The sequence below is a fragment of the Haloferula sp. genome (assembly GCF_049672945.1).
In the GTDB taxonomy this organism is placed as follows: Bacteria; Verrucomicrobiota; Verrucomicrobiia; order Verrucomicrobiales; family Akkermansiaceae; genus Haloferula.
In genome coordinates this window covers 1-21,079 of record NZ_JBATWY010000131.1, presented here as the reverse complement: position 1 = coordinate 21,079, position 21,079 = coordinate 1, and the positions used below count along the sequence as shown (strand labels likewise).

General features: G+C 56.9%; 23 protein-coding genes and 1 tRNA gene. 20 read left to right on the top strand and 4 right to left on the bottom strand.

What is annotated here, in order from left to right:
* Positions 1–51: 51 nt before the first annotated feature.
* Both WBG04_RS11620 and WBG04_RS11615 read right to left on the bottom strand, forming a co-directional pair.
* The gene (locus WBG04_RS11620; protein ID WP_424314595.1) at positions 52–366 is read right to left on the bottom strand and encodes a hypothetical protein; all 315 of its coding nucleotides are present in this window, start codon (positions 364–366) and stop codon (positions 52–54) included.
* Between the two features lie 302 nt (positions 367–668).
* Positions 669–2,096: a methyltransferase domain-containing protein gene (locus WBG04_RS11615; protein WP_424314594.1), complete on the bottom strand. Its 1,428-nt coding sequence runs from the start codon at positions 2,094–2,096 to the stop codon at positions 669–671.
* Positions 2,097–2,251: 155 nt separating this feature from the next.
* Here WBG04_RS11615 and WBG04_RS11610 point away from each other — a divergent pair, with 155 nt between their 5' ends.
* From WBG04_RS11610 to WBG04_RS11535, 16 genes are all read left to right on the top strand, one after another.
* Positions 2,252–3,145, top strand: a complete 894-nt coding sequence (locus WBG04_RS11610; RefSeq protein WP_424314593.1) for a universal stress protein — start codon at positions 2,252–2,254, stop codon at positions 3,143–3,145.
* 25 nt (positions 3,146–3,170) lie between these two features.
* Positions 3,171–5,861 (top strand): hydrogen gas-evolving membrane-bound hydrogenase subunit E, encoded by a 2,691-nt coding sequence (gene mbhE / locus WBG04_RS11605; RefSeq protein ID WP_424314592.1) that lies wholly within the window; start codon positions 3,171–3,173, stop codon positions 5,859–5,861.
* A 4-nt stretch (positions 5,862–5,865) separates the two neighbouring features.
* On the top strand, positions 5,866–6,168 hold the full coding sequence (locus tag WBG04_RS11600; protein WP_424314591.1) for a sodium:proton antiporter: 303 nt from the start codon (positions 5,866–5,868) through the stop codon (positions 6,166–6,168).
* Complete coding sequence (locus tag WBG04_RS11595) at positions 6,165–7,676, top strand: complex I subunit 5 family protein (RefSeq protein ID WP_424314590.1); 1,512 nt, start codon at positions 6,165–6,167, stop codon at positions 7,674–7,676. The genes WBG04_RS11600 and WBG04_RS11595 overlap by 4 nt, the downstream gene beginning before the upstream one ends.
* Complete coding sequence (locus tag WBG04_RS11590) at positions 7,673–7,990, top strand: Na+/H+ antiporter subunit E (protein WP_424314589.1); 318 nt, start codon at positions 7,673–7,675, stop codon at positions 7,988–7,990. Before WBG04_RS11595 ends, WBG04_RS11590 begins: the two co-directional genes overlap by 4 nt.
* A 10-nt stretch (positions 7,991–8,000) precedes the next feature.
* Positions 8,001–8,249 (top strand): monovalent cation/H+ antiporter complex subunit F, encoded by a 249-nt coding sequence (locus WBG04_RS11585; protein WP_424314588.1) that lies wholly within the window; start codon positions 8,001–8,003, stop codon positions 8,247–8,249.
* A 3-nt stretch (positions 8,250–8,252) separates the two neighbouring features.
* Positions 8,253–8,531 (top strand): cation:proton antiporter, encoded by a 279-nt coding sequence (locus WBG04_RS11580; protein ID WP_424314587.1) that lies wholly within the window; start codon positions 8,253–8,255, stop codon positions 8,529–8,531.
* A gap of 66 nt (positions 8,532–8,597) precedes the next feature.
* Positions 8,598–9,656, top strand: a complete 1,059-nt coding sequence (locus WBG04_RS11575; protein ID WP_424314586.1) for a hypothetical protein — start codon at positions 8,598–8,600, stop codon at positions 9,654–9,656.
* Positions 9,657–9,802: 146 nt separating this feature from the next.
* A tRNA-Cys gene (locus WBG04_RS11570) sits at positions 9,803–9,877 on the top strand.
* A 457-nt stretch (positions 9,878–10,334) separates the two neighbouring features.
* A complete protein-coding gene (locus WBG04_RS11565) occupies positions 10,335–11,816 on the top strand; it encodes an AAA family ATPase (protein ID WP_424314585.1) in 1,482 nt (493 codons plus the stop codon).
* Positions 11,817–12,810: 994 nt separating this feature from the next.
* Positions 12,811–13,170, top strand: a complete 360-nt coding sequence (locus WBG04_RS11560) for a hypothetical protein (RefSeq protein WP_424314584.1) — start codon at positions 12,811–12,813, stop codon at positions 13,168–13,170.
* Positions 13,171–13,440: 270 nt separating this feature from the next.
* On the top strand, positions 13,441–13,872 hold the full coding sequence (locus WBG04_RS11555) for a hypothetical protein (RefSeq protein WP_424314583.1): 432 nt from the start codon (positions 13,441–13,443) through the stop codon (positions 13,870–13,872).
* A gap of 56 nt (positions 13,873–13,928) precedes the next feature.
* Positions 13,929–14,414, top strand: coding sequence for a tyrosine-type recombinase/integrase (locus WBG04_RS11550; protein WP_424314582.1), 486 nt, complete (start codon positions 13,929–13,931; stop codon positions 14,412–14,414).
* A 682-nt stretch (positions 14,415–15,096) separates the two neighbouring features.
* On the top strand, positions 15,097–15,447 hold the full coding sequence (locus WBG04_RS11545; protein ID WP_424314581.1) for a helix-turn-helix domain-containing protein: 351 nt from the start codon (positions 15,097–15,099) through the stop codon (positions 15,445–15,447).
* 85 nt (positions 15,448–15,532) lie between these two features.
* On the top strand, positions 15,533–15,838 hold the full coding sequence (locus tag WBG04_RS11540) for a hypothetical protein (RefSeq protein WP_424314580.1): 306 nt from the start codon (positions 15,533–15,535) through the stop codon (positions 15,836–15,838).
* Between the two features lie 225 nt (positions 15,839–16,063).
* Positions 16,064–16,879 (top strand): phage Gp37/Gp68 family protein, encoded by an 816-nt coding sequence (locus tag WBG04_RS11535; protein WP_424314579.1) that lies wholly within the window; start codon positions 16,064–16,066, stop codon positions 16,877–16,879.
* A gap of 472 nt (positions 16,880–17,351) precedes the next feature.
* On the opposite strand, the gene WBG04_RS11530 is transcribed toward WBG04_RS11535, so the two are convergent.
* Positions 17,352–17,558: a hypothetical protein gene (locus tag WBG04_RS11530; protein WP_424314578.1), complete on the bottom strand. Its 207-nt coding sequence runs from the start codon at positions 17,556–17,558 to the stop codon at positions 17,352–17,354.
* Positions 17,559–17,699: 141 nt separating this feature from the next.
* Between WBG04_RS11530 and WBG04_RS11525 the strand changes: the two genes are divergently transcribed.
* The gene (locus WBG04_RS11525) at positions 17,700–18,110 is read left to right on the top strand and encodes a tyrosine-type recombinase/integrase (protein ID WP_424314577.1); all 411 of its coding nucleotides are present in this window, start codon (positions 17,700–17,702) and stop codon (positions 18,108–18,110) included.
* A gap of 356 nt (positions 18,111–18,466) precedes the next feature.
* On the opposite strand, the gene WBG04_RS11520 is transcribed toward WBG04_RS11525, so the two are convergent.
* A complete protein-coding gene (locus WBG04_RS11520; RefSeq protein ID WP_424314576.1) occupies positions 18,467–19,360 on the bottom strand; it encodes a hypothetical protein in 894 nt (297 codons plus the stop codon).
* A gap of 551 nt (positions 19,361–19,911) precedes the next feature.
* On the opposite strand from WBG04_RS11520, the gene WBG04_RS11515 reads away from it, so the two are divergent.
* The 3 genes from WBG04_RS11515 to WBG04_RS11505 all read left to right on the top strand — a co-directional run.
* Positions 19,912–20,238, top strand: coding sequence for a hypothetical protein (locus tag WBG04_RS11515; protein WP_424314575.1), 327 nt, complete (start codon positions 19,912–19,914; stop codon positions 20,236–20,238).
* Between the two features lie 183 nt (positions 20,239–20,421).
* Positions 20,422–20,886 carry an ISAs1 family transposase gene (locus tag WBG04_RS11510; RefSeq protein WP_424314574.1) on the top strand — a complete coding sequence of 155 codons (465 nt, stop codon included), beginning with the start codon at positions 20,422–20,424 and terminating at the stop codon, positions 20,884–20,886.
* The coding region (locus WBG04_RS11505; protein ID WP_424314573.1) for a hypothetical protein at positions 20,858–21,079 on the top strand (222 nt) is incomplete at its 3' end. The genes WBG04_RS11510 and WBG04_RS11505, both read left to right, overlap by 29 nt.

Below are 21,079 nucleotides of genomic sequence, written 5' to 3'. Positions count from 1 at the left end.
GGAAAAAGGTGGAGTCAGGATTGGAACGGCTGCCGTTTGGGCATTGGTTCATCAAGAGGCCACGAAGGGACTGCGGCCCGGGTCTTCGGGCGTGACCCGGCCGTCGAGTCTGCCGTCCTCGGCATCGATCACGGTCATCATGGCGGTGAAGCGGTCGGCGTCGATGGTTCCGTTTTCCACCAGCAGCCGGAGCAGTGCGGCGAGCTTGAGTTCGAGCTTTGATTTTTCGTAGTCGAGTTCGACGATTCGCAGGTTTTGGTCGATCTCACGGCTGCGTAGCTTTTCGAGCTCAATTTTCCAGGTGGCGAGTTGCTCTTCCGTGCTGCGGGAGGGATCGTGTTTGAGGGCTTCTTTCAGAAAATCCATAGTCCTTTGCTATCAGTCTCAATTCCGCCGGGCGATTGGAAAGGGGGGTTGGGTTTGGAACAACGAAGAGATCGGAACAACGAAATCGCGCGAAACGACGCGAAGTTTGAAAGGTATTTTGGAGACTTTTAGAGTGCGATTGGGCTGGGGGTGAAATCGCGAACGGGCGAGAATTTTCAAGAGGGTAGAACCACTCTGCAACGGAGGGCGTCGACGACGTTTCCGCCGCCCTCCTTTTTCTAACGGAATCGGCTGTTTTCTCAGCGGAATTTTTCGCGTCGTTTCGCGCGATTTCGTTGTTTCTATTTCTTGAACAGCCCGCGCGATGAGAGGTGGACGAGCCACGGTTCGAAGTGGAGTTCGGGGGCTTTTTCCTTGGCGAACTCGGCGAGTTCGGAGCGGGAGCGGGTGCCATCGAGAGCGGCGACGACGACCTGATGCTCTTGGGGGAAGTGGCAGCTTTTGTGGAAGGCATCGACGAGAGGGAGGCCGGCGCGGGCGAAGCTGAGGTTGAGTGGTGAAAGGGTCGGGCGTTCGGGTGGGACGGGTTCGATGAGGGTTTCGTCGGAGCGGAGTTCGACCCAGCCAAGGCGGGCGGCTTGGTAGAGCCAGCCGGCAATCGCCTTTGCTGCCTGAGCGGGATCCCAGCGCTTGCCGAGACGCATGGCGCATTCCTCCATGATGGTGGTGACTTCCCGGGCGGATGGGGTCGCGGCTGTTAGAGAAGCGTGGAAGATCTCGACCAGTTCGCCGGTGATCGCTTCGCGGGGGAGATTGGGTTCCACGAGTCTTGCGGAAAAGTGGAGCACGACGGATGAGGTGGTGGCCAGATCGAGCTGGCAGTCCGCGAGGCAGAACAGGCTGCTGCGGTGGGTGCGGCCGGAGAGCAGGTCGAGCGTCTGTTGAAGGAGCACGGGATCACCGGCGAGGGACTGGAGGTGAATGAGCGTTTCCGGCGCGAGTTGGGGTGGGAGGTTTTCCGGGAGGGTGGATTCGCTGAGGTAGCGCAGCTTTTTCTGGCCGGCCCAGTGGATCACCTGGCTGAAGTGCAGCGGGTCATTGACGGGGGCCAACTCATCGAAGCGTAGTATTTCCGGTCCTTTGCGGCGCATGTCCTCAAAAATGGCGGCCAGATCCCGGGCGTGGGGTGAGGGGCTGATCGAGCTGGTGCGGGCGAGTTTTTCGAGCAGGGCGTCGAGATCGCCATCCGGCGCGAGGGCGGGGAGTGCCTTGACCATCGCGGCGGCTTCATGGCGCAGCGACCAGCCGGGAAGGGTGTTGTAGCTGAGGCAGGCGACACCGTTGGGGGCGAGCGAGTTTGAGACCAAGGTGAGGAGTGCCTCTTTGGCCGGATCGGGGATCCACGAGAGCATGCCGTGGGCGACGATGTAGTCGTATTTTTCGTCTCCCGCCGTCCATTCCCGGAGGTCGGCGTGCTCGAGGGTGAGGTTTTTCAAGCCGGTCTGATCGGCGATCCGCCTGGCGCTGCGGATGGCGGTGTCGGAAAAATCGATACCGGTGAAATGGCTGTCGGGGTAGCGGGCGGCAAGCGGCAGCAGGTGGTGGGCGGAGGCGCAGCCGATTTCCAGCAGGCGGCAATTCTCCGGCAGGGCGGGAGAGACGACCCCGGCGCAGCGGGATGAGGCGCAGAGCACGGCCGGGTGCGCCTCAGGATGGCTGAGGGCCGGATAGCGGTGCTCGGAATACAGCTCGCGGACGGGATCGGACATGGGGGGAGGAAAGCGGCACAGCGTCTGCTTTCCAACTCTTATCAGGAGAGGGATTTCAGGACCCTGAGGACGGAGCTCGAATGGAGCGATTGGAAAGGCTTCAAGCGATTCCAGTTGCACGAAATTTGGGTCATGTTTGGATGGGGCAGTCGATCATGAAGAGGTTCAAACGGATTTTGTTGGTGTGGGGTGGAGATACACCGGTGTCGGCCTTGTTGCCATGGTGCCGTTGTGTGGCAGAAGCTTCCCAGGTGGAGGGCGTGGACAGCTTGTGGTGTCGGAATGCGGTGGTGCCTGAGTACCCCGGACTCGAGCTTCCCGAGTTGATCACGGACCCCGAGGACAACGGGGAGGTCTTGCTGGAGATGATGAAAGGGATTCCGGTCAAGCTGATGACGGAAGACGGTGATCCCCTGCGTTCGGTGCTGCTTCATCTGGCGGGCGGAACTTATGATCTGGTGATCGTTTCAATTCACGATGATGATTCACGGAATCTCGCCGAGCGTTTGGCAAGGAAGAGTCCGGTCGGAGTTTTGGCGGTTCCGCCGAATTCAACGGCACCTCCAGCGCGGATTCGGCTGGGAGTCGATTTCTCGGATCTTTCAGAGCTCTGCCTCGATTGGGCTGATGCTTTCGCCACGCTTGATCCTGAGAAACTGGCTCCGCGCGAAGCGGTCCACGTCGTTGGAATGCCACTGGCTGGCAAGGCGACGATGGCGATCAATCCCGAGAGGCTGCGTGAGCACGTGCGGGAACTGGCGGGTGAGCAGTTGCGGGAATTCCTCGCCAAACATTCGAGTAAACCTGAGGGATGGGAGCGGGTGCTGATCGACAGCCAGTCGGCGGGCGAGGCATTGATGAGGCGTGGAGAAGAGGTGGATTCGGTGTTGACGGTAATCGGTTGCCATGGTCGGAATGCCTTGTCGATCGCGCTTCTAGGGAGTCATGCCAGCGAGGTGATCCGGCGTAGTGATTCCGCTGTGTTGGTGGTGAAACGGAAAAATGAGAACCTCGGTTTTCTGCGAACGCTGCTAGGAGAGGCGAACTAAGCCGACACCTCATTCAAGATTCACGATGGACCCGGTCTTTTTATTTCTGGGGGCGCCTTTGGTGCCTGCGCTGCTGGTGCTTTTAGGGCGCGGTCTGGTGAGTCGCCATGCGACCGTGACCGGGTGGCTGTGTGCGGGTTGGCTGGCGCTTTGCGCGGGTCTGCTGCTGCAGGCGGTGCCGGGTGAGGTGGATCATCAGTGGAAAGTCGACTGGCTTCCCCAGCTGGGTGTCGAGCTGTCCCTGAGAATGGACTCGTTCGGGGCATGGTTCGGTGTGTTGATCCTCGGCTTGGGCGCTTGCATCATGCTCTATGCAGCCTGCTACTTTGCGGGAAAACCGCGACTGCCCTACCTGCTGATCTGCCTCGGGCTGTTCACCACGGCGATGCTCGGGGTCATCTGGTCGGACAACATCTTTCTGCTGTTTCTTTTCTGGGAGGCGACGTCGCTGCTGTCGTTCCTGTTGGTCGGTTTCCATGACGAAAAAGAGGAGACCCGTGAAAAGGCGAGTCAGGCGCTGCTGGTCACGCTCGGAGGTGGGGCGGCCATGCTTGCCGGCCTGATTCTGATGCAACTGCATTTCGACACCGCCTCGATCAGTGAGATGCTTTCGGCGGCGGGGACTGAGCAGGTCACCACGCTTTCCGGATGGGCAGTGGTGCTGGTAATCCTGGGGGCGATCACCAAGTCCGCTCAGTGGCCTTTTCACTTCTGGCTGCCGAATGCGATGGCCGGACCAACGCCGGTTTCGGCGTTTCTCCATTCGGCGACGATGGTCAAAGCGGGAGTCTTTCTTCTGGCGACCCTCGCTCCCTTGCTTTCCGCCCATCCGGTCTGGACGCCCTTGCTCGGTTTTTCCGGGATTCTGACGATCATGACGGCTTTCCTGCGGGCGGCTCGCGAAGATGACCTGAAGGCCATACTGGCATCGACAACTCTGGCGGCTCTTGGGTTCCTGACCTTGCTGGCGGCCATTGGAACGCCTGCCGCCCTGCTCGGTTTTGTCATCCTGATGACGGCCCACGCGCTCTACAAGGCGCCCTTGTTCCTTGCGGTGGGAAATCTGGAAAAGTGCTTCGGCACCCGGCAGATCTCCAAGCTGCAAGGTACGGCGCGTCTCGTACCAGCGACCGGTGCCGGACTGGCGATCTCCGCCTTTTCCCTCATCGGGTTGGCACCCCTGCCGGGATTTCTGGGCAAGGAATACCTGCTCAAGGCGACCTGGGCCTACTCACCCTTGATGGCGGTGGCGGTGGCTCTGGCCGCAGCGGGAGTGATCGGGCTCGGTCTCAAAATCGTGATTCCTTTGCTCAGCGGGAAGTCGAATCTCACCCCTCGCGTGAATCTTCCCCTTGGGATGAATGTGGCGGTGATCGCGCCGGCACTCGGTGCCCTGATGTTGATGCTGACCTTGCCGCAGTCGAACCACGCCTTCCTTGGTGCGGCGGCAAGTTCTCTGGGCGCGCCACCCGAAGCGGCTTACAAATTGTGGCACGGTTGGACTCCGGCACTTGGCCTTGGAATGGGAGCCTTGGTCTTTTCGTTGCTCATATGGCGGGTGATGAGTCGCCCTCGGCTTGCGCCACTGCCCGCCACTTTCGCGCCGCTTTTCGATAACCTTTTCGACTTCTTCATCGCGCTGATCAGAGGCTGTGCGAATGGCGTGGCGCGGATGCTGGAAGCCGGGAAACCGGGCACGCAACTCGCGTGGATGCTGGTGTTGATCGGGCTGGTCACTGGCTCGGCGCTGAAAATCCATCAGTGGCCCGATGGGAATCTGCTGTCGGGTGAAGGCTCGGCGTCGATGCTGCTGCTGATGCCGGTCATTGCGCTTGCCGCGATCACTGCGGCGCTCGCCAAACGGACGATCACCTTGCTGGTGGCGCTGGGATTCGTCGGCCTCTCGGTCGCGGTGTTTTTCCTGTGGTTCAGTGCGCCGGATCTGGCACTGACCCAGTTGCTCGCCGAGACGCTGCTGCTGTTCCTGCTAGGCGGGGTGCTGATGAAGGCGAACCAGAATCGAAAAGCCAGCGGCTTCTCACCGGGTCGGGCGATCTTCGCCTTGGCGGGCGGACTGCTGATGATGGTGCTGGTGCTGAAATCCATCGCGCTCGAGTGGGATCATCCGATTTCCGATTTTCATCTCACTCAGAGCAAGCCGGCGGCCTTCGGGGCCAATGTGGTGAACGTCATTCTGGTCGACTTCCGGGCGCTCGATACTTTTGGCGAGATCATCGTGCTGGCGATTGCCGCCATCGGTGCCACGGCCTCACTCGGTGCGGCCCGCAAGCGCGCGCCGCTGCCGGGAAACAGCAGTTCGAGTTGGCTGCGGACCGGGGCTGGACTGGTCATGATGATCCTGGTGCCGCTGTCGCTCTGGACCTTCTGGCGCGGCCACAACGCGCCCGGCGGCGGCTTTATCGGAGCCCTGGTCGGGGCCTCCGCTGTGGGAATGGGTCTTCTAACAGGGCGACGTTTCTTCGGACCGGTTTGGATGAGGAGGAACTCGATGCGTCTGATGGTCTCAGGATTGAGCATCGCGCTGATCTCGGCCCTGCTGCCCTTGCTGGTGGGTCGGCCCTTCTTCAGCGGTCTCTGGTGGCACTCCGGAGACCTCCATCTCGGCACACCGCTGCTCTTCGACCTCGGAGTCTTCCTGAGCGTGCTCGGTTTCGCTCTCAGTTACCTCCGCCATTTCTCACCCAATAGGACCTGATCCCATGGAACTACTCATTGCAATAACCATTGGCCTACTCATTGCCGCAGGTCTCTACCGAGTCGCCGGGCCGTCCCGCATCGATACGGTGATCGGGCTGTTGCTGCTCAGCCAAGGCGCCAACCTGACGATTTTCGCTTCGGGCGGCCTGCGGCATAACGCGGCGGCACTGATCGAAGGCGAGCAACTCGACGTGAGTGCCTTCACTGATCCTCTTCCGCAAGCCTTGGTCCTGACGGCGATTGTCATCGGCTTTGGCATTCTTGCCTTTTTGCTCACCCTGATTCTCCGCTCGCCCTCGAAATGACCGAACAAGCCCTATTACTCCTGAGCTTGCTGGCCCCGTTCGTCGGCGCCCTGATCTGCCTGCCTTTCGCAGGCCGACCACGCTTGTCGGCGGGCGTCTCGATCCTTGCCGTCGCGGCAAGTCTGGTGGCTTCGTTGGTGCTCGTCGCCCGCACCTCGGGCGGAGAAGTATTTGCGGTTCATGCCGGGGCTTGGCCCGCACCGTTCGGAATTGTGCTGGTGATCGACACCTTCGCGAGCCTGATGCTTTCGGTCTGCCAGTTGGTGGTTCTCGCGGCGATTGTCTTCGCAGCCAAGACGCTCCCGGATCGCTTGAAAAGGCGCCATCTGTTTCCGCTGATCCTGCTGCTGAGCTTCGGAACCAGCGGGGCCTTCCTGACGGCTGATCTGTTCAATCTCTACGTTTGGTTTGAAGTACTACTTCTCTCGTCGTTCGCGCTGATGGCGATGCTTCCGGGCAAGGCCGCGCGGGGCGGGACCTGGCGCTATGTGGTGATCAATCTCGTTTCGTCCCTGCTTTTCCTCGCCGCGGCGGGACTGATCTATGGCAAGACCGGCTCGCTGAACTTCGTTGACCTGCGGCTGCGTTTTTCCGATGCAGACAGTCCCTTCCTGATCGAAAGCTCGACCGCCCTGCTGTTTGGCGCTTTTGGGATCAAGGCGGCCCTCATTCCGCTGGCGTTCTGGCTTCCATCGTCCTACCCCTCGCTTCCTCCGGCCCTTGCGGCGTTGTTTTCCGGGTTGCTGACCAAGGTCGGCCTTTACGCGTTTTACCGCGTGTTCGTCATGGTGTTGGGCGGCGAAGAGACCTTTCCTCATCGTGACCTGCTGATGTGGCTGGCGCTGGTGACGATGATCGGCGGAGTGCTTGGAGCGGTCGGGCAGAACGGCATGCGCCGGATCCTCTCGTTTCACATCATCAGTCAGGTCGGATACATGGCACTCGCGCTGGCGGTTTACACGCCTCTCGCGCTGGCGGCGGGGATCTTCTACCTGGTCCATCACATCGTGGTGAAGGCCAACCTGTTCCTGGTGACCGGACTCGTCGAGGAAAGGGCCGGGAGCTCGGATCTGGCCAAGGTGAAAGGCCTGCTCCATACCTCACCCTGGATCGCCCTGCTATTTGCCGTGCCGGCCTTGTCGCTGGCTGGCTTGCCGCCGCTTTCAGGATTCTTCGCCAAGTTCGCACTGCTGCGCGCCACCCTTGAGTCTGGTGACATCCTTGCGGCAATCGCTGTGGTTGCGGTGGGGCTGCTGACGATCTTCTCGATGCTCAAGATCTGGCGTGGTATCTTCTGGGGTGCTCCAGAGGGGATTGGCGGACGGCCTCCGGCACGTTCGCTGATGCTGACTTCGGCGGCACTCGCGCTGGTCACCATCGCGATCGGTCTGGCCTGTGGTCCGGTCTTCGGCCTGGCTGAGACGGCGGCTGCCGGACTACTCGATCCAAGCGCCTACTACGATGCCGTGCTTGGCACCGGTAACCCGAAACTTGCGACGCAGCCATGAAAGCCCTCCTCATGTTTCCCTTCTTCTACCTGTGGGCCATTGTCTGTGGCGCGATGAGGATTGCCAAAGACGTGCTTGCCTCCAAGCCGGACCTTCACCCGGTCCTGCTACGAATTCCGATCAATCTAACAAGCCGGCAGCGCCTGCTGTTGGCGAATCTGGTCAGCATGACACCGGGAACCTTGTCAGTCGATGAGGAGGATGACGGTCGTGTCCTCGTCGTCCATTCCCTCTACGGTGGCCTCGATCCGAAAGGAGAGATCCGTGAGATCAAGGATCGCTACGAAAGTGTCGTGGCCAAACTTCCCATCTGAAAACAGCAACATGATTCTAACAGCTGCCACCACTGTTCTCGCCATCGCCGTCGGGATCTGCCTGCTGCGAGTGCTCTATGCGAAAAGCGATGCGGACCGCGTGATCTCGATCGACGTGTTGTCGTTCCAGTTGCTCGGGCTCGGGGTGCTGATGGCTTTTCATGATGAGCGTTCGCTGGCCCTGCAGTTTGTTTTCGCACTCTCGATCCTTGGTTTTCTTTCCACCCTTATCCTTTCACGGCTGATCCGTGATTCCTGAACCGTGATCCTCCATCTCATCCTCTTATTGGGAAGTCTGGCCTTCCTGATCGCGTCGCTCGGCCTGTTCCGCCTGCCGGATCCCCTCGCGCGTCTTCACGCGGGCACCAAGGCGTCATCGCTTGGCGTGCTGCTGATGCTGACCGCCGCGCTGATCCGCTTTCCGGATGCGTGGTTGATCTGTGTCGGCTCCGCCGCGCTGGTCTTTCTCACCGCACCATTGGGCTGCCATGCGATCGCCCGGCGGCTGGTGCGCCTGAAAAAGACGAAATCCGAGACCTGAATACGCGATTTATTTTACACGAAACAAAATACGTGTAATGTGTTCTGGAACCTAAATGACAGAACCATGGATTACGCCAAACTTCGCAAACACCTGATCGCACTTGCCAGCCTTCCGAAGACCGATTCGCCTCTGGTCAGTGCCTATTTCGATCTCCAGCAACCCTTGTCGGCAGTGCGCCGGGACTTCCTCGCATGGACCGAACTGACCCGACAGACCTTCGCGGGTTCGCTGCGTCAGGACTTTGATGACGCCGTCGAGGAAATTGAAAGCTGGCTTGGCAATGCCACCGGCAAGAGTGCGGCGATCTTTTCCCGCTGGGGAGAGCATCCTTTGCTACTACCGATGACCTTCGACGTGCCGATGAAGAGTCGATTGCATGTCGATGAGTATCCCGTCATCTATCCGCTGGTGGAGCTGAAGGACCGCTTCAATCGCTTTGTGGTTGTGCTCGTCACCAGTGGGTCGGCGCGGATTGTCGAGGTAAACCTTGGCAGTCACTCGGTTGAACTCCTCGCCGAGCGTCCGGCTTTGCGTGAAAGAATTGGTCGTGAATGGACTCGGGAGCATTACGCCAACCATCGTAAGGAGCGCGATCGAAAGTTCGTGAAGGAGAAGATCGCAGTGATCGAAGCACTGATGGCCAAACGAGGGCACAACGCGCTGATCATTGCCGGTGATTCCCGCTACGTCGCGCGTCTCACGAGTGCCCTGCCGAGAAGTCTCCAGAGCAAGCTGATCGGGGAACTGAAGACCGGGATCAGCGACCAGAAGATGCAGGCGGTCATCTCACAGGCGGTGGAGTCCTTCCTGGTCAAGGAGAGGGAGGAGTCGTTCGATGCTGTGAATCTATTGGTGCAGGCGGTCAGGGCGGGAGGATTGGCAACCGTGGGCTACGAGCCGACCCGTCGAGCTCTCCTCGAAGGCCGGGCCTCCGAGTTGATCATCTCTGCCAAGCTGCTGCATGAAGAGCGCGAGGAACTGGTGAGAATGGCCAGTCAACAGGGGATCCAGATCGAGACCGTCCGCGATTGTGAGCTGCTTGACCGCAATGGCGGAGCGGGAGCCTTGCTGCGTTACGAGCTTCAGGACTCGCCGGATGAGGTCAAGATTGAGGCAGCTTGATGCGAGTGCGAGATTCACTCGGGCGGGGACGGCGAGAGCGGTCCCCGCCCTCTTTTTGTACGATTTGCAGAGCTTTCGGGAAAACGCAGGCATTGACACTCGGGCGGGTGGGGCGTAGGGAATCGGCCTCGCGCGTTGAGCGTCATGGCGGAGTAGCCAAGTGGTAAGGCATCGGTTTGCAAAACCGACATTCGCGGGTTCGATTCCCGCCTCCGCCTCCAGCCTAAATCTTTGATAATTAGGTGTTTTGGGGAAATTCTGGGGCATTTTTGGGGAGGCCAACTTTGGCCATTTAGGCCGAGGATGGCCATATTTTGCCAGTTTTACCAATAGATTGCCAATAGGTTCTGGGTGTTGTGATGGCTGATTTTGCAGCAGATTGCTGCGTCTCAGCGCGCATCAATTTTAAGTATGGATTTCCAAAATAACTCCGTAGCTTTTCCCTGCGGGGAATTTGAACCGAAGAAGCATAGAATTCGTCCGACGGCAGCACGCGCCAGGGCCGAGCACACGCCCGACTCCTTTCACCGGGGAGTGGGGCGTCATCTATCCCCCGCCCGGACAATGGGAAATTGGATTGATGGAGGGAAACCTGCTTCATAGTCTGCGGTTGGAAGAGCCTTACGGGTAACGCCGAAGACCTTTTTGTCGTAAGTCCACAGCAGATTCCCAAAAATCATGGTCAGTAATCCCGATTCCGAACTTACAGAACCGGACAACACATCTTCCCCCGAACTTCCGGAGGGCATTCTGAACGCCTTGGACGCTACGGTGAATGAAGCGATTCCCTGGATCATAGAGAACCTGCTTGCTGAAGGGGAACAGATGCTGGTTTTCGGGGCGCCCAAAGTGGGCAAAAGTCAGTTCGCACTCCAGCTGGCGATGTGTGTTGCCCTGGGTGAACCCTTCCTGAACTGGTCCATCACTAAAAAGTCCGGGCGGGTACTCTATCTCAATTTTGAGATGGGAAAGCGCTCGTTCATGTTGCGGATCGCTCGCCATTACAGTCGCCTGACGGAACTCAAAAGGGAACGGGAGTGCGTGGAAGCCGGCCAGGAGTACGTTGAAAATACCGATCTATGGCATCACTCCAAAGATCATGTGCCTCCCGAGGGGGACCTGTTGGAAAAAATTAACGAAACCATCAAGGATCGCCTCTTTTTCTGCGGCGAGCTTAAAGGTCTTCACGGTGATCATGTTCCCAAACCGCCGGAATCGGTGAAGAGAAACGAGGGATCGAATGAGAAGCGCGACGCTGAGGCCGCGCAGGAACTTCTCGTGAAGCACTGGCAATCCATTATCGAGGCTGTCAAACCGGATCTGGTCATTTTTGACACCTTGTCAAAGAGCCACTCTATTAACGAAAGTGACAACAGCGAGATTCAGCGGGTGCTTGGCTGGATCCGGAAAATCTGTAGCATCCCGTTGCCCGCTGCCGATGACGCCAACTCCGGGCTTCGGAAAAATGACGCCAGAAAGGACATCGCACACATTATCGTTCACCATGCTAGGAAGGCTCCCGGCGAATTCTCAAAAAAGGGAAGCAATTACATAAACCTGGACAGCATCCGCGGCGGATCGGCCATCCGTGCCGAGGCGGATCTGATTTTCGGCATTTTTGCCGCACAGAATAAGCAGACGAGCACCCACAACGCAACCAATCGAACCATCAGTATCGAAGCCCGCAACCTGGCGCCAGGCGAGGAGTACGTGAATTTCGGGAATTTCGCTTTCAGCCACCCCACGCAGCGGACACCGGAAGATGAGGAAGCCATGGATGACCTCCTGACAAAACTCATCAGGGATGCCTTTGTTCTGAGCGAGATGCGTGGCCTGATGATCGGAACCTTGCAGACCATGGTATGGGCTGGCCTTGAAAAATCGGGTAAGGGCAGGGATTATACGAAAAACGGGTTGAAGAGCATGCTCGAATCACTTGCCCGGCAGAACGATTCAAAGTTTGAAATCCGTGTGAAAAAGGGGGTCGAAGAGGAGACGGCCAAGTTTCCGCACGAACGCAAAGGGGGGAATAAAATTTTTTGGATCAGGGACGGGGCGGCTTGGTTGGATGAGGAACCTCTGAAGGGAGCGATCGAGCGCCATATGCCCGTTCCGGCCGCAAAGGACAGGTCGAGGAAGGCCGAAGTTGCCGGGGACTGAATTGAATCCTTCCGCCAACAACAGCAACGACAACAGCGACCCCTTATATATAAAGTGAAAAGCTGTTGTTGTTGGGAGAATCCCCCTTTGACAATTCCCCCTCTTCTTCCACTGGGCTATTTGCTCCAGTGGTTATAGGGTTCGACCGGCGAAGTGGCGCAATTTTACGGGCGAACCGACTCTGACTGCCTCAATAATCTTGGGAAGCGTCAGAGTCCAGAGGGCAATTCTTGCCGGATCTGGAATTTGGAGGGATGGACGCAAAATAATTGCTATATGCGCCAACCGTTCCTTTCGGAATCAGTTCCCTGCCCATCCCGGATCCAGACAGGCATGAATGACCGTTTCATCAACAGCTCCACACTCACTCGCACAAGCGTTGATGATTTCTGAACCGTTCCTGGAGAATTGGGTTCGCAGGGTCGAACGGCGGCGCACGAATCCCGCAGTCCCTGACTTCCCCCTTTGGGACACGGCAAGCAATGGGCATTGAGCACCAGTGTCTGAATCTAATGGCGGGTTCCCCCGTCCTGGTTTCAGGCGGCGAATTCCGCCAATCCGTGACGTTCGGCGTGCCGGGCTCGGGCATGCTTTGCTTGCGCGAACCGGATCCTGCCAGCACCTGATTCCCGAACGATTCAGGGTTAACCGGCTTCATGCCGCCCCCAAGTCCTGTCATGGACGGCGGATTCAGCCGCCACGGCGCGGTCATGAAAGTCCGTGAGCATCCCCTGGCCACATTGGATTTCAAAAGTTGTGCCCGCATGGGTCGGCATAGAGGGAAATCCCAGATGCGCCAACCATTCCTTTCGGAATCGGTTCACCGCCAGGCAAGACCCTTTCAGATCCTGAATAGTTACTGGCTTCATGACCGAGTGGTCATTTGCCGGACACGAATTCTGGATTCAACCAAATTACAAAAATGAATGATAAAATAATCAGAATTCACAGCAAGGGGCCCAAGATCGTATACACGAATTTCTGGGATCCTGCAATGGGCATACACAATTACATGTTCCACAACAAGGGCGGATGCATGCGCCTTCTGGTGCCCAAGTGCCTCAATCACGAGATTTTGGACATGGTTCAAAGCGTATACGTCATCGCTTCTAGGCTGAGATCCGTCCTGGGAGCGAAATTCGCGATCGAGTTGTTCTTCGAGGATAATTCGCAGAACCAGTTCTGCATCATCACGGACGCCAATGCCTGCGTGGGCCCGTTCCCTTCGGCAGATGAGGGCGAACTGACCGAGCGCAAGCTCACCATCTGGGTCGAAGGACTTCACGAGGTGGCTGAATTGCCGCTCTACTTCCGCTACGTTCCGGAGCTGCCATGGCTTGAACCTCTCGACTGACAGGTAAGAGGTGGCAATGGCCGATAGGGGGATTGGTGGTGCCTCCCGATTCAGGGAGTTCAATCCCAAAGGAGGCTCACCCCCATGTTCTGACAGGCATGGCTGCCCGTTGGAAGAGGAAGAGAAGAAGCTGCCGTCCCCTTACGGTGGCGCTTTCGCTGGCGGCAATTGCTTCAATTACTTTTTTTGAGATTCTGAAGAGTTCAAGTTCGCAAGGCTGAGTGGCCGAGAACGGCTCTGACGAGTTTCAACCCATAACAAAACAATAACATGAAACCGTATATCACCATTACAAACATCGGCCCGGAAATTGAATCGACAAATTTCTGGGATACTGAGATCGGAACCCAGAACCATGCGTTCAGCGTCAATGCCGGATGCCTGCGCTTGCTCGTTCCCAACTGCCACACGCCATGCCTACCGGACATGGTCGGATGCGAGTATGTGGTAGCCTCTATCATCAAGAGAATTCAGCCGAAGAAATTCGCGATTGAATTGCTCTTTGAGGATCACACGCAGACACCGTTCAGCATCCACATGTGTCCGGGGGCATGCCTGAGTCTCTTCCCGCTGGCTGAAAACAGCAAGGTTGCAACCGACTACGAGCATGGAAACTGCGCGTCGGCCGCTAGGGTAGCTCGTGCAAATACGACTTCATCACCGACGCCGACGAACTCGAAGGAAGCTGGCGCGTCGGCTTGATCGACGTCGTCAAACTTCGCCGCAAGCAGTCACGAAATCCGCCGCCCGAACTCGAAATGCCACGCCCCGAAAAACGCTTATCCAAGGAACCGCTCGGCCTGCACCAGGTCGAAGCCATCATCGCCGCGCCCGACATCGCCGACCCGCTCGGCATCCGCGACCGCGCCATGCTCGAACTGTTTTGCAGCCTCGGATTGCGACGTGACGAACTAGCCAAGCTCGCCCTCCACGACTTCAATCGCGAGCTCCAGACCTTGCAAATCCTCCAGAGCAAAGACGGCAAGGACCGTGTCGTATCCGTCGGCGAGCGCGCTCTAACATGGCTGGAACGCTACCTCGACGAAGTCCGCCCGCTCCTGCTGCAAACCAACGAGCCCGTACTTTTCCTCACCAGCAAAGGCGAAGCCGTCAACCCCGACGTGATCAGCCGCATGGTGACCAAATACTTCAAAAAGGCCGAAATCGACCGCCCCGGAAGCTGCCATTTATTGCGCCACACCTGGGCCATGCACATGCTCGAAGGCGGAGCCGACATCCAGTAACTCCTCGGCCACAAGAAGCTCGAAACCACTGCGATTTACACCCAAGTGAGCATTGAGCAGCTCAAAGACCTGCACCGCCGGGCGCACCCCGCCGAGTAGCCGAAGAGGGGCCGCGAAGAGGGGCCGCGAAGAGTGGGCTGGCGATCAGTTGTAAACATCGCGGCGACGGACCCGTGCGGTCTTCCGGGAATAGATGAATCTGGAGGGTGTGATCGCGTTCATCGACGGCTTTGATGATACGGGTCCAAGAGGCGGGTCGTTGTTGTTGATCTCGCCGAGATAGAGCAAAGACGTATAAATATTGGGGGTGGTTCAGAAACCCCTGCCCGTCGACAGATGGAAATTTTCATAACTCCGGATATTTTTAGTTGAAATATTAAAATGTTCCGTAATAACTATGTTTGCATGTTCTTAGCAGCGTTCAGTGAGAATCCACAGCACTACTACTCCATCCCGGGAAATCTGGGATCCGGAGCGTCGGGTTGTTGTTTTGAGCCGGAAACTGCAGGCGGGAGATGTAAAGCCCGGAAATGGTCAACCACTATCGCCCGGCTTTTTAAAATGACCAATAATTCGGGAAGATCCGGAGGATCCGGCCCGCGTAGTTTAGCGACTGCGCACAATGGCACCCGAAGGCCAGCTATGGTGACGCTATTCTCCGATCCAGGCGATCCCGGAGAGTATGTGCCATGGCGAGCGCCTTCGAGGCGCCGTGAGAATTCCTGAAGTCAGCTTTGGCGGCGGAGGTCGGAAACTTTACACCGTAAAGGAGGCCGCCGCCTATCTCGATTGCAGCGAGCGGCAGGTGAGGGAGGAGATTCGGGAGCAAAAAATCACCTACCGACGGGCACCTGGAGGGATCCGATTTACGGAAGAGGATCTGATAGATCGTTTGCGTCCGTCGGGCGGACCATCGTCAGGCTCACCCCCATGTCCTGACAGGCATGGATGCCCATTGGAAGAGGAAGACAAGAAGCCTCCGTCCCATTACGGCGGCGCTTTCGCTGGAGGCGAGGATTCAACCAATTTTTGAGATTCTGAAGAGTCCAAGTTCGCACTGAACGGCTCTGATGGGTTTCAAATCAAAACAAACGAATACAAACCAACATAACAGAAAAATGAGAATTACTATCAACAACAAGGTATACGACACGGATTATGCGGCAGTGATGGCTGAAGCGATCCATCAGGGCAGAAGCGATCCCGGACCGTGGTTCGAGGAACTGTACATCAGCCAACGAGGAAACTGGTTCGTTTACGGCTGGGGTGATCACCCGAAATACCTGACCCACTATATCGAATGCAAAATTTGCGGGTATCGCATCACACCGATAAGTCGGGAGGAGGCCCTCACGTGGTGCGAGAAGCATCAAGAACAGAAACTCATCGATAATTATTTCTCCGACCTGGTCGATGACGCCTGAGTCAGTCCAAAAAGTTCGGGAACTGGCTGTGCAACACCTCCCTCATCAGGGGGCCACCGGTTCCCGGCTTCTCCACCATGTCCTGACAGGCATGGATGCCCCTCGGAAGAGATGAAGCTGCCGTTCCCTATCGGCTTCGCTTTCGCTAGCGGCAATGGCTTCAAGCACTTTTTGAGATTCTGAAGAGTTGAAGTTCGCAAGGCCGAGTGGCCGAGAACGGCTCTGATGGATTTCAAATCCGAAAACAAAACTATAATGGAAAACTCGAAAATTGAATGGACCCACCACACTTTTAATCCGTGGATGGGCTGCACTAAGGTGTCACCAGGCTGCCTGCACTGCTATGCCGAAACACTCATGGACACCCGGTATGGGCGCGTAAAGTGGGGCAAGGGACAGCCGCGTTCCCGCACGGGTAAAGAGAACTGGCGCAAGCCGCACCAATGGAACCGCGCCGCAGCAGATGCGATCGAACGTCCCCGCGTTTTCTGCGCATCGCTTGCCGACTGGCTAGATGACGAGGTCGATGTGGAGTGGTTGGCTGATCTCCTCAGTCTGATCGCAGAAACCCCAAACTTGGACTGGCTGCTCCTGACAAAGCGTCCGCAGGCCTTCGCCAGGCGCATGAAGGCCGTAGCGCTGCTCACAAAACACCCCGCAAGCGTCCTCGCCCAGCGGTGGGGAGAGATGGAGCAAGCTCCGCCAAACGTCTGGGTTGGAACCAGCGCCGAAGACCAAATACGCTGGGACGAGCGCATGTCTCTTCTCATGAGCATCCCCGCCCGCGTTCGATTCGTAAGCGCAGAGCCTCTACTTGGAAGAATCCACATGGACGGGATTCGCCCGGACTGGCTGATCGTCGGTGGAGAAAGCGGACCGGGTGCCAGACCGATGGAACGCGAATGGGTCGAGCATTTGCGCGATCAATGCGACGAACGAACCGCCTTCCACTTTAAGCAGTGGGGAGGCGTTGATAAAAAGACGGCAGGCCGCGAACTCGATGGGCGGACCTGGGATCAACTGCCATCCATAACCAGCTAAAAAAAGCACTTGTCGTGCAGACCAAGGCACTGGAAACAACACCATGGACGAACGAACCTAGGCACCAGTCGTTCCCAACGAATCTACGGCAAAGCCAATAGAGGACTTAAAGCTATTAGATGACTTCAGACTGGCTAACGACGAGTTGGACGCTGCCAACAAATTTCTGACAAAAGAGCTCGCCGACGCCAAAAACCGCAAGTCAATTTCGGAAGCAGTCGGTGACGCGTTTCACAACACTGCAAACCCAAGATAGGTGACGACATCGTGACTCTGACGATTCCGAAGACGTCTGCCAAAATCTCGGGGGAAAACTGGGTTGTAGAGGTGCAACACCACATGACCACTGCCCAATTCGAGGACTTGAAGGAGAAGATTCAGAGGGCGAAAAGAGTCTCTACTTCAGAGTAGATCACGCCCAATTGACCAGCGCGAAGGGGTGGCGCGCTCTCAACGAGATTTCCGATTATCTTTAGAGGAGGCCTTCTAACTCCTGCAGCATTTGGGCCACCTTTTTCCACGAGCGCTGTTTTACGCAGTCCTTGAGTCGGGCAACCAATTCGACACGTCTCTCCCTACGATTCGCCGGGCGGGTTGCATGACCCTCCGGTTGGAGGATCTCGAAGACCACTTCATTGACATCGGCGGCCGTCGGTTGATTGCCCTCCGCCTTCTCCACAGCGGCGTTCCATGCCTGACCTCTTTGGGACGGGTCGGATAGCCGTAGGAGAGGGCGGACTTGCGCTTCATTCTCCGGGAAAATGCTACCATTTGGTAACGTTTTTAGACTCTCCACAAAATCCGATGCCGCGATTGTTCGGTGCGACGCGACGAACTAGCCAAGCTCGCCCTCCACGACCTCAACCGCGAGCGCCAGACCTTGCAAATCCGCCAGGGCAAAGACCACAAGGTCCGCGTCGTACCCGTCGGCGAGCGCGCTCTAACATGGCTGGAACGCTACCTCGACGAAGTCCGCCCGCGCCTGATGCAGCACACCAACGAGCCCGCACTTTTCCTCACCAGCAACGGCGAAGCCGTCAACCCCGACGTGATCAGCCGCATGGTGACCAAATACTTCAAAAAGGCCGAAATCGACCGCCCCGGAAGCTGCCATTTATTGCGCCACACCTGCGCCACACCTGCGCCACGCACATGCTCGAAGGCGGAGCCGACATCCAGTAACTCCTCGGCCACGAGAAGCTCGAAACCACGGCGATTTACACCCAAGTGAGCATTGAGCAGCTCAAGGACGTGCACCGCCGGACGCACCCCGCCGAGTAGCCGAAGAAGGACCGCGAAGAGGGGACTGGCGATCAGTCGTAAACATCGCGGCGATGGCCGATACGGACCACCAGCACAACAAGCTCCTGATTAGGCGTCTTGGGGAAATTCTGGGGCATTTTTGGGGAGGCCAACTTTGGCCATTTCGGTCAGGAATGGCCATATTTTGCCGCTGTTGGCTGTGTCTCATCGCTCAAACCCGGACGGAGGCCGCCCCCCAAGGTGCGTATCATGATAGGTGACCTCCGAGTTGCGGTGCTGCGCTATTTGAGCATCATTGGCTTCAGTCGATTCCGGAAACTCTCGTTAGCGCTCCGGTGCGTTCTTATCTTGAACCGGAAGTTCCCGGCCGACTTCCTTGGTGATCAATCCAAGAATTTCCCGTGCCTGGCGACCCACAACCCCAAGCAGCTTGTTCATCTTCCCGGTTTCCTGCAATCGGTCCAGAAATCGCAGCACGAGCTTCCAAAGACGGCGAAGGAGTTTCAGTTCCTTTTCAATCTCAAGTTCAGCCTGTTGCGCTTCCTTCAACTTCTGCTGCAAGTCGAGCAGCGCGCCGCCATCTTTGGTCATGGTCACTAAATTCTCAAGGTCCTTGATTCGACGCTTCAGTTTCGAGATTTGGGCAGTCTCCGCTTCAAGCCCTAGCTTACCCTCGGCATATCCAGTTTTCAGAAACGCCACATACTCAGCCGCAGCGCGGTCGTAAATCTCAGGATCCAAAGGCCTGAGCTTTGCGGTTACGAACGCATCCAGTGCCGAATACATCCGCAAATCGCGAGCCTCTTCGCAAACCTGCATTTGAGTCCCGCTTTTTGCTCGCTTGATTTTAGCCGCCGACTTGGAGTTTCGCTCCAATACCTCTGCCGTCCAACCCATCACGATGCTCGCAGGTAGGTGTGAATCCTCAAGTGCCCGTCGATGCCGGTCGAAACTCGTCATACCCACACTCACCCCATAGCGGCGAAACACCTGCCTGTAGCGGATCGTCATCTCGCCACCGGGCTGCACCGGCAATTCACTTGAAAGCTTTCCTGAGACCACCGCGCCAGAGTCGTTTACAATCTTCTCGTAGATACCAGTGTGCCAAATGTCGTTGTGAAATTGCCCACTGTCGTCGTGTTCACCAAGGCACACGGCGTGCCTCTTGTAGATCAGCTCGAACAGCCGGACTTGCTCTATCCGTATTTCGTCGATCACTGGAAGCAATTCGTCCCGACGCCCCATTGCCTTCGGCTGAGGATTTCGACTTTCGCCGATCCCCGCGCTGGAAAAGAGTGATCCGGGACGGTTCGGGACGACCAACACCAACGGCAGTCCTGCGACTCGCACTCTATTCCGCGACGCCTGATCGACAGCGGTTCGGGCAGCGGGAAATGCCAGGGGGCATGAAGGTGCCGCTTTCGCCAGCAGGAGCGAAGAAATGATCGGTGACGGAAGCCACTTCATTCCAACTGAGGAATGGTAGAGGGTTGGGATTCGCTTCACGCAGTTTCCAAGATCGTGGTGACATAAGTAGCTAGCGAATGCGCAACAGACCGCCAGCCCTCCTCTCCTCTCTATCATTTCCACCAAACCGCCTCGTCGTGGCAACCGCGGTCAAATATTCGAGCCAAATTTAGGATCAATCTCGATCGATTTATCCTAACTCGAATTGCCGCCCACCTCTCTTTTCAGAGAGGTGGGCCAACGCTGAAAATGGTCTGAGTTGACCTGATTCTAAGGTCATCAAAACAACAAAACAAAAAAAAATGAAACATAAAAAAATGAAACAAACAATCAGTAACCTTGTATACGACACAACTAAAGCGGATCTAATATGTGAGATTTCTAGCGATGGATCTACTAGCGACTTCCGCTATTTTAGGGAATTCCTTTATCTCACTAAGAAAGGCAACTGGTTTCTCTATGGAGAAGGTGGAGGGTTATCCAATTATGCCACCAAATATATGAACATGAGTTCGTGGGGGGAGAAAATTATTCCGCTCACACGATCTGAAGCTTTCGACTGGTGTGAGAGAAATGCCTGTCAGGATGTGATTGAGGACATTTTCTCCGACCTCATTGAAGAAGCTTAAACTGGCTAAGTGACCAGAATGGATTGGCCCGACTCTAAAAGGAGTCGGGCCAATCTCGTTTTTCGCCAGAATGTCGAGGCAAACTTACCTACCAAATCTTCAGGGCGATCAAGCTAGGGATCACCATTCATCTTGTAGTATATAGATCTGTACTACTACATGGAGTGGTGTCAGCCTCTCTGGATGCCTAGAAACCCCGAAAAAATCGACTATTCCGGTGGACTACCTGAGCGATTCGAAGCCTTCAAGGTCATCGAGGACCCTCGCACCGGCGGCAATACCCGACACCATTTCGGCGAGATCCTCTTCATGGTTGTCTCCGCCATGCTTTGCGGGATGAACGGCTTCTCCGAGATCGAGCACTTCTGCCAAAAACAGATCGAGTGGCTCAAGAAATGGATCAAGCTTCCGCATGGAATCCCCCGAGCACAGACCTTCTCAAACCTTTTCCAGATCATCGATCCCGATGAATTCAAGGAGTGTCTCATCGCCCACATTGGCACCCTCCAGCCCGTGCTGCGCGACCAGATCATCGCGCTCGACGGCAAACGTCTGCGCGGCAGCAACAGTCTGGCAGACTGGAACGAAGGCTCTTGTGTTCGTCCGCCGGATCGCGAGCGTGACCGACTTGAAACGCAAGCTGGATGAGAAGTATGACGAGTGGATTTTCGGCAGACTCCGTAGTGAGCTTCCGGAGACCGTGTCTTCCAAGCTGGAGCAAATGATAAAGCTCTACCTGGGTGAAAGGATGCAGTCCCGCAACGAGCAAGCACGGGAAGCCGCGCCTCTGGAGAAGGCCGCGATTCACGATCCGGAAGATAAAGGGGGACGAGATACCTTT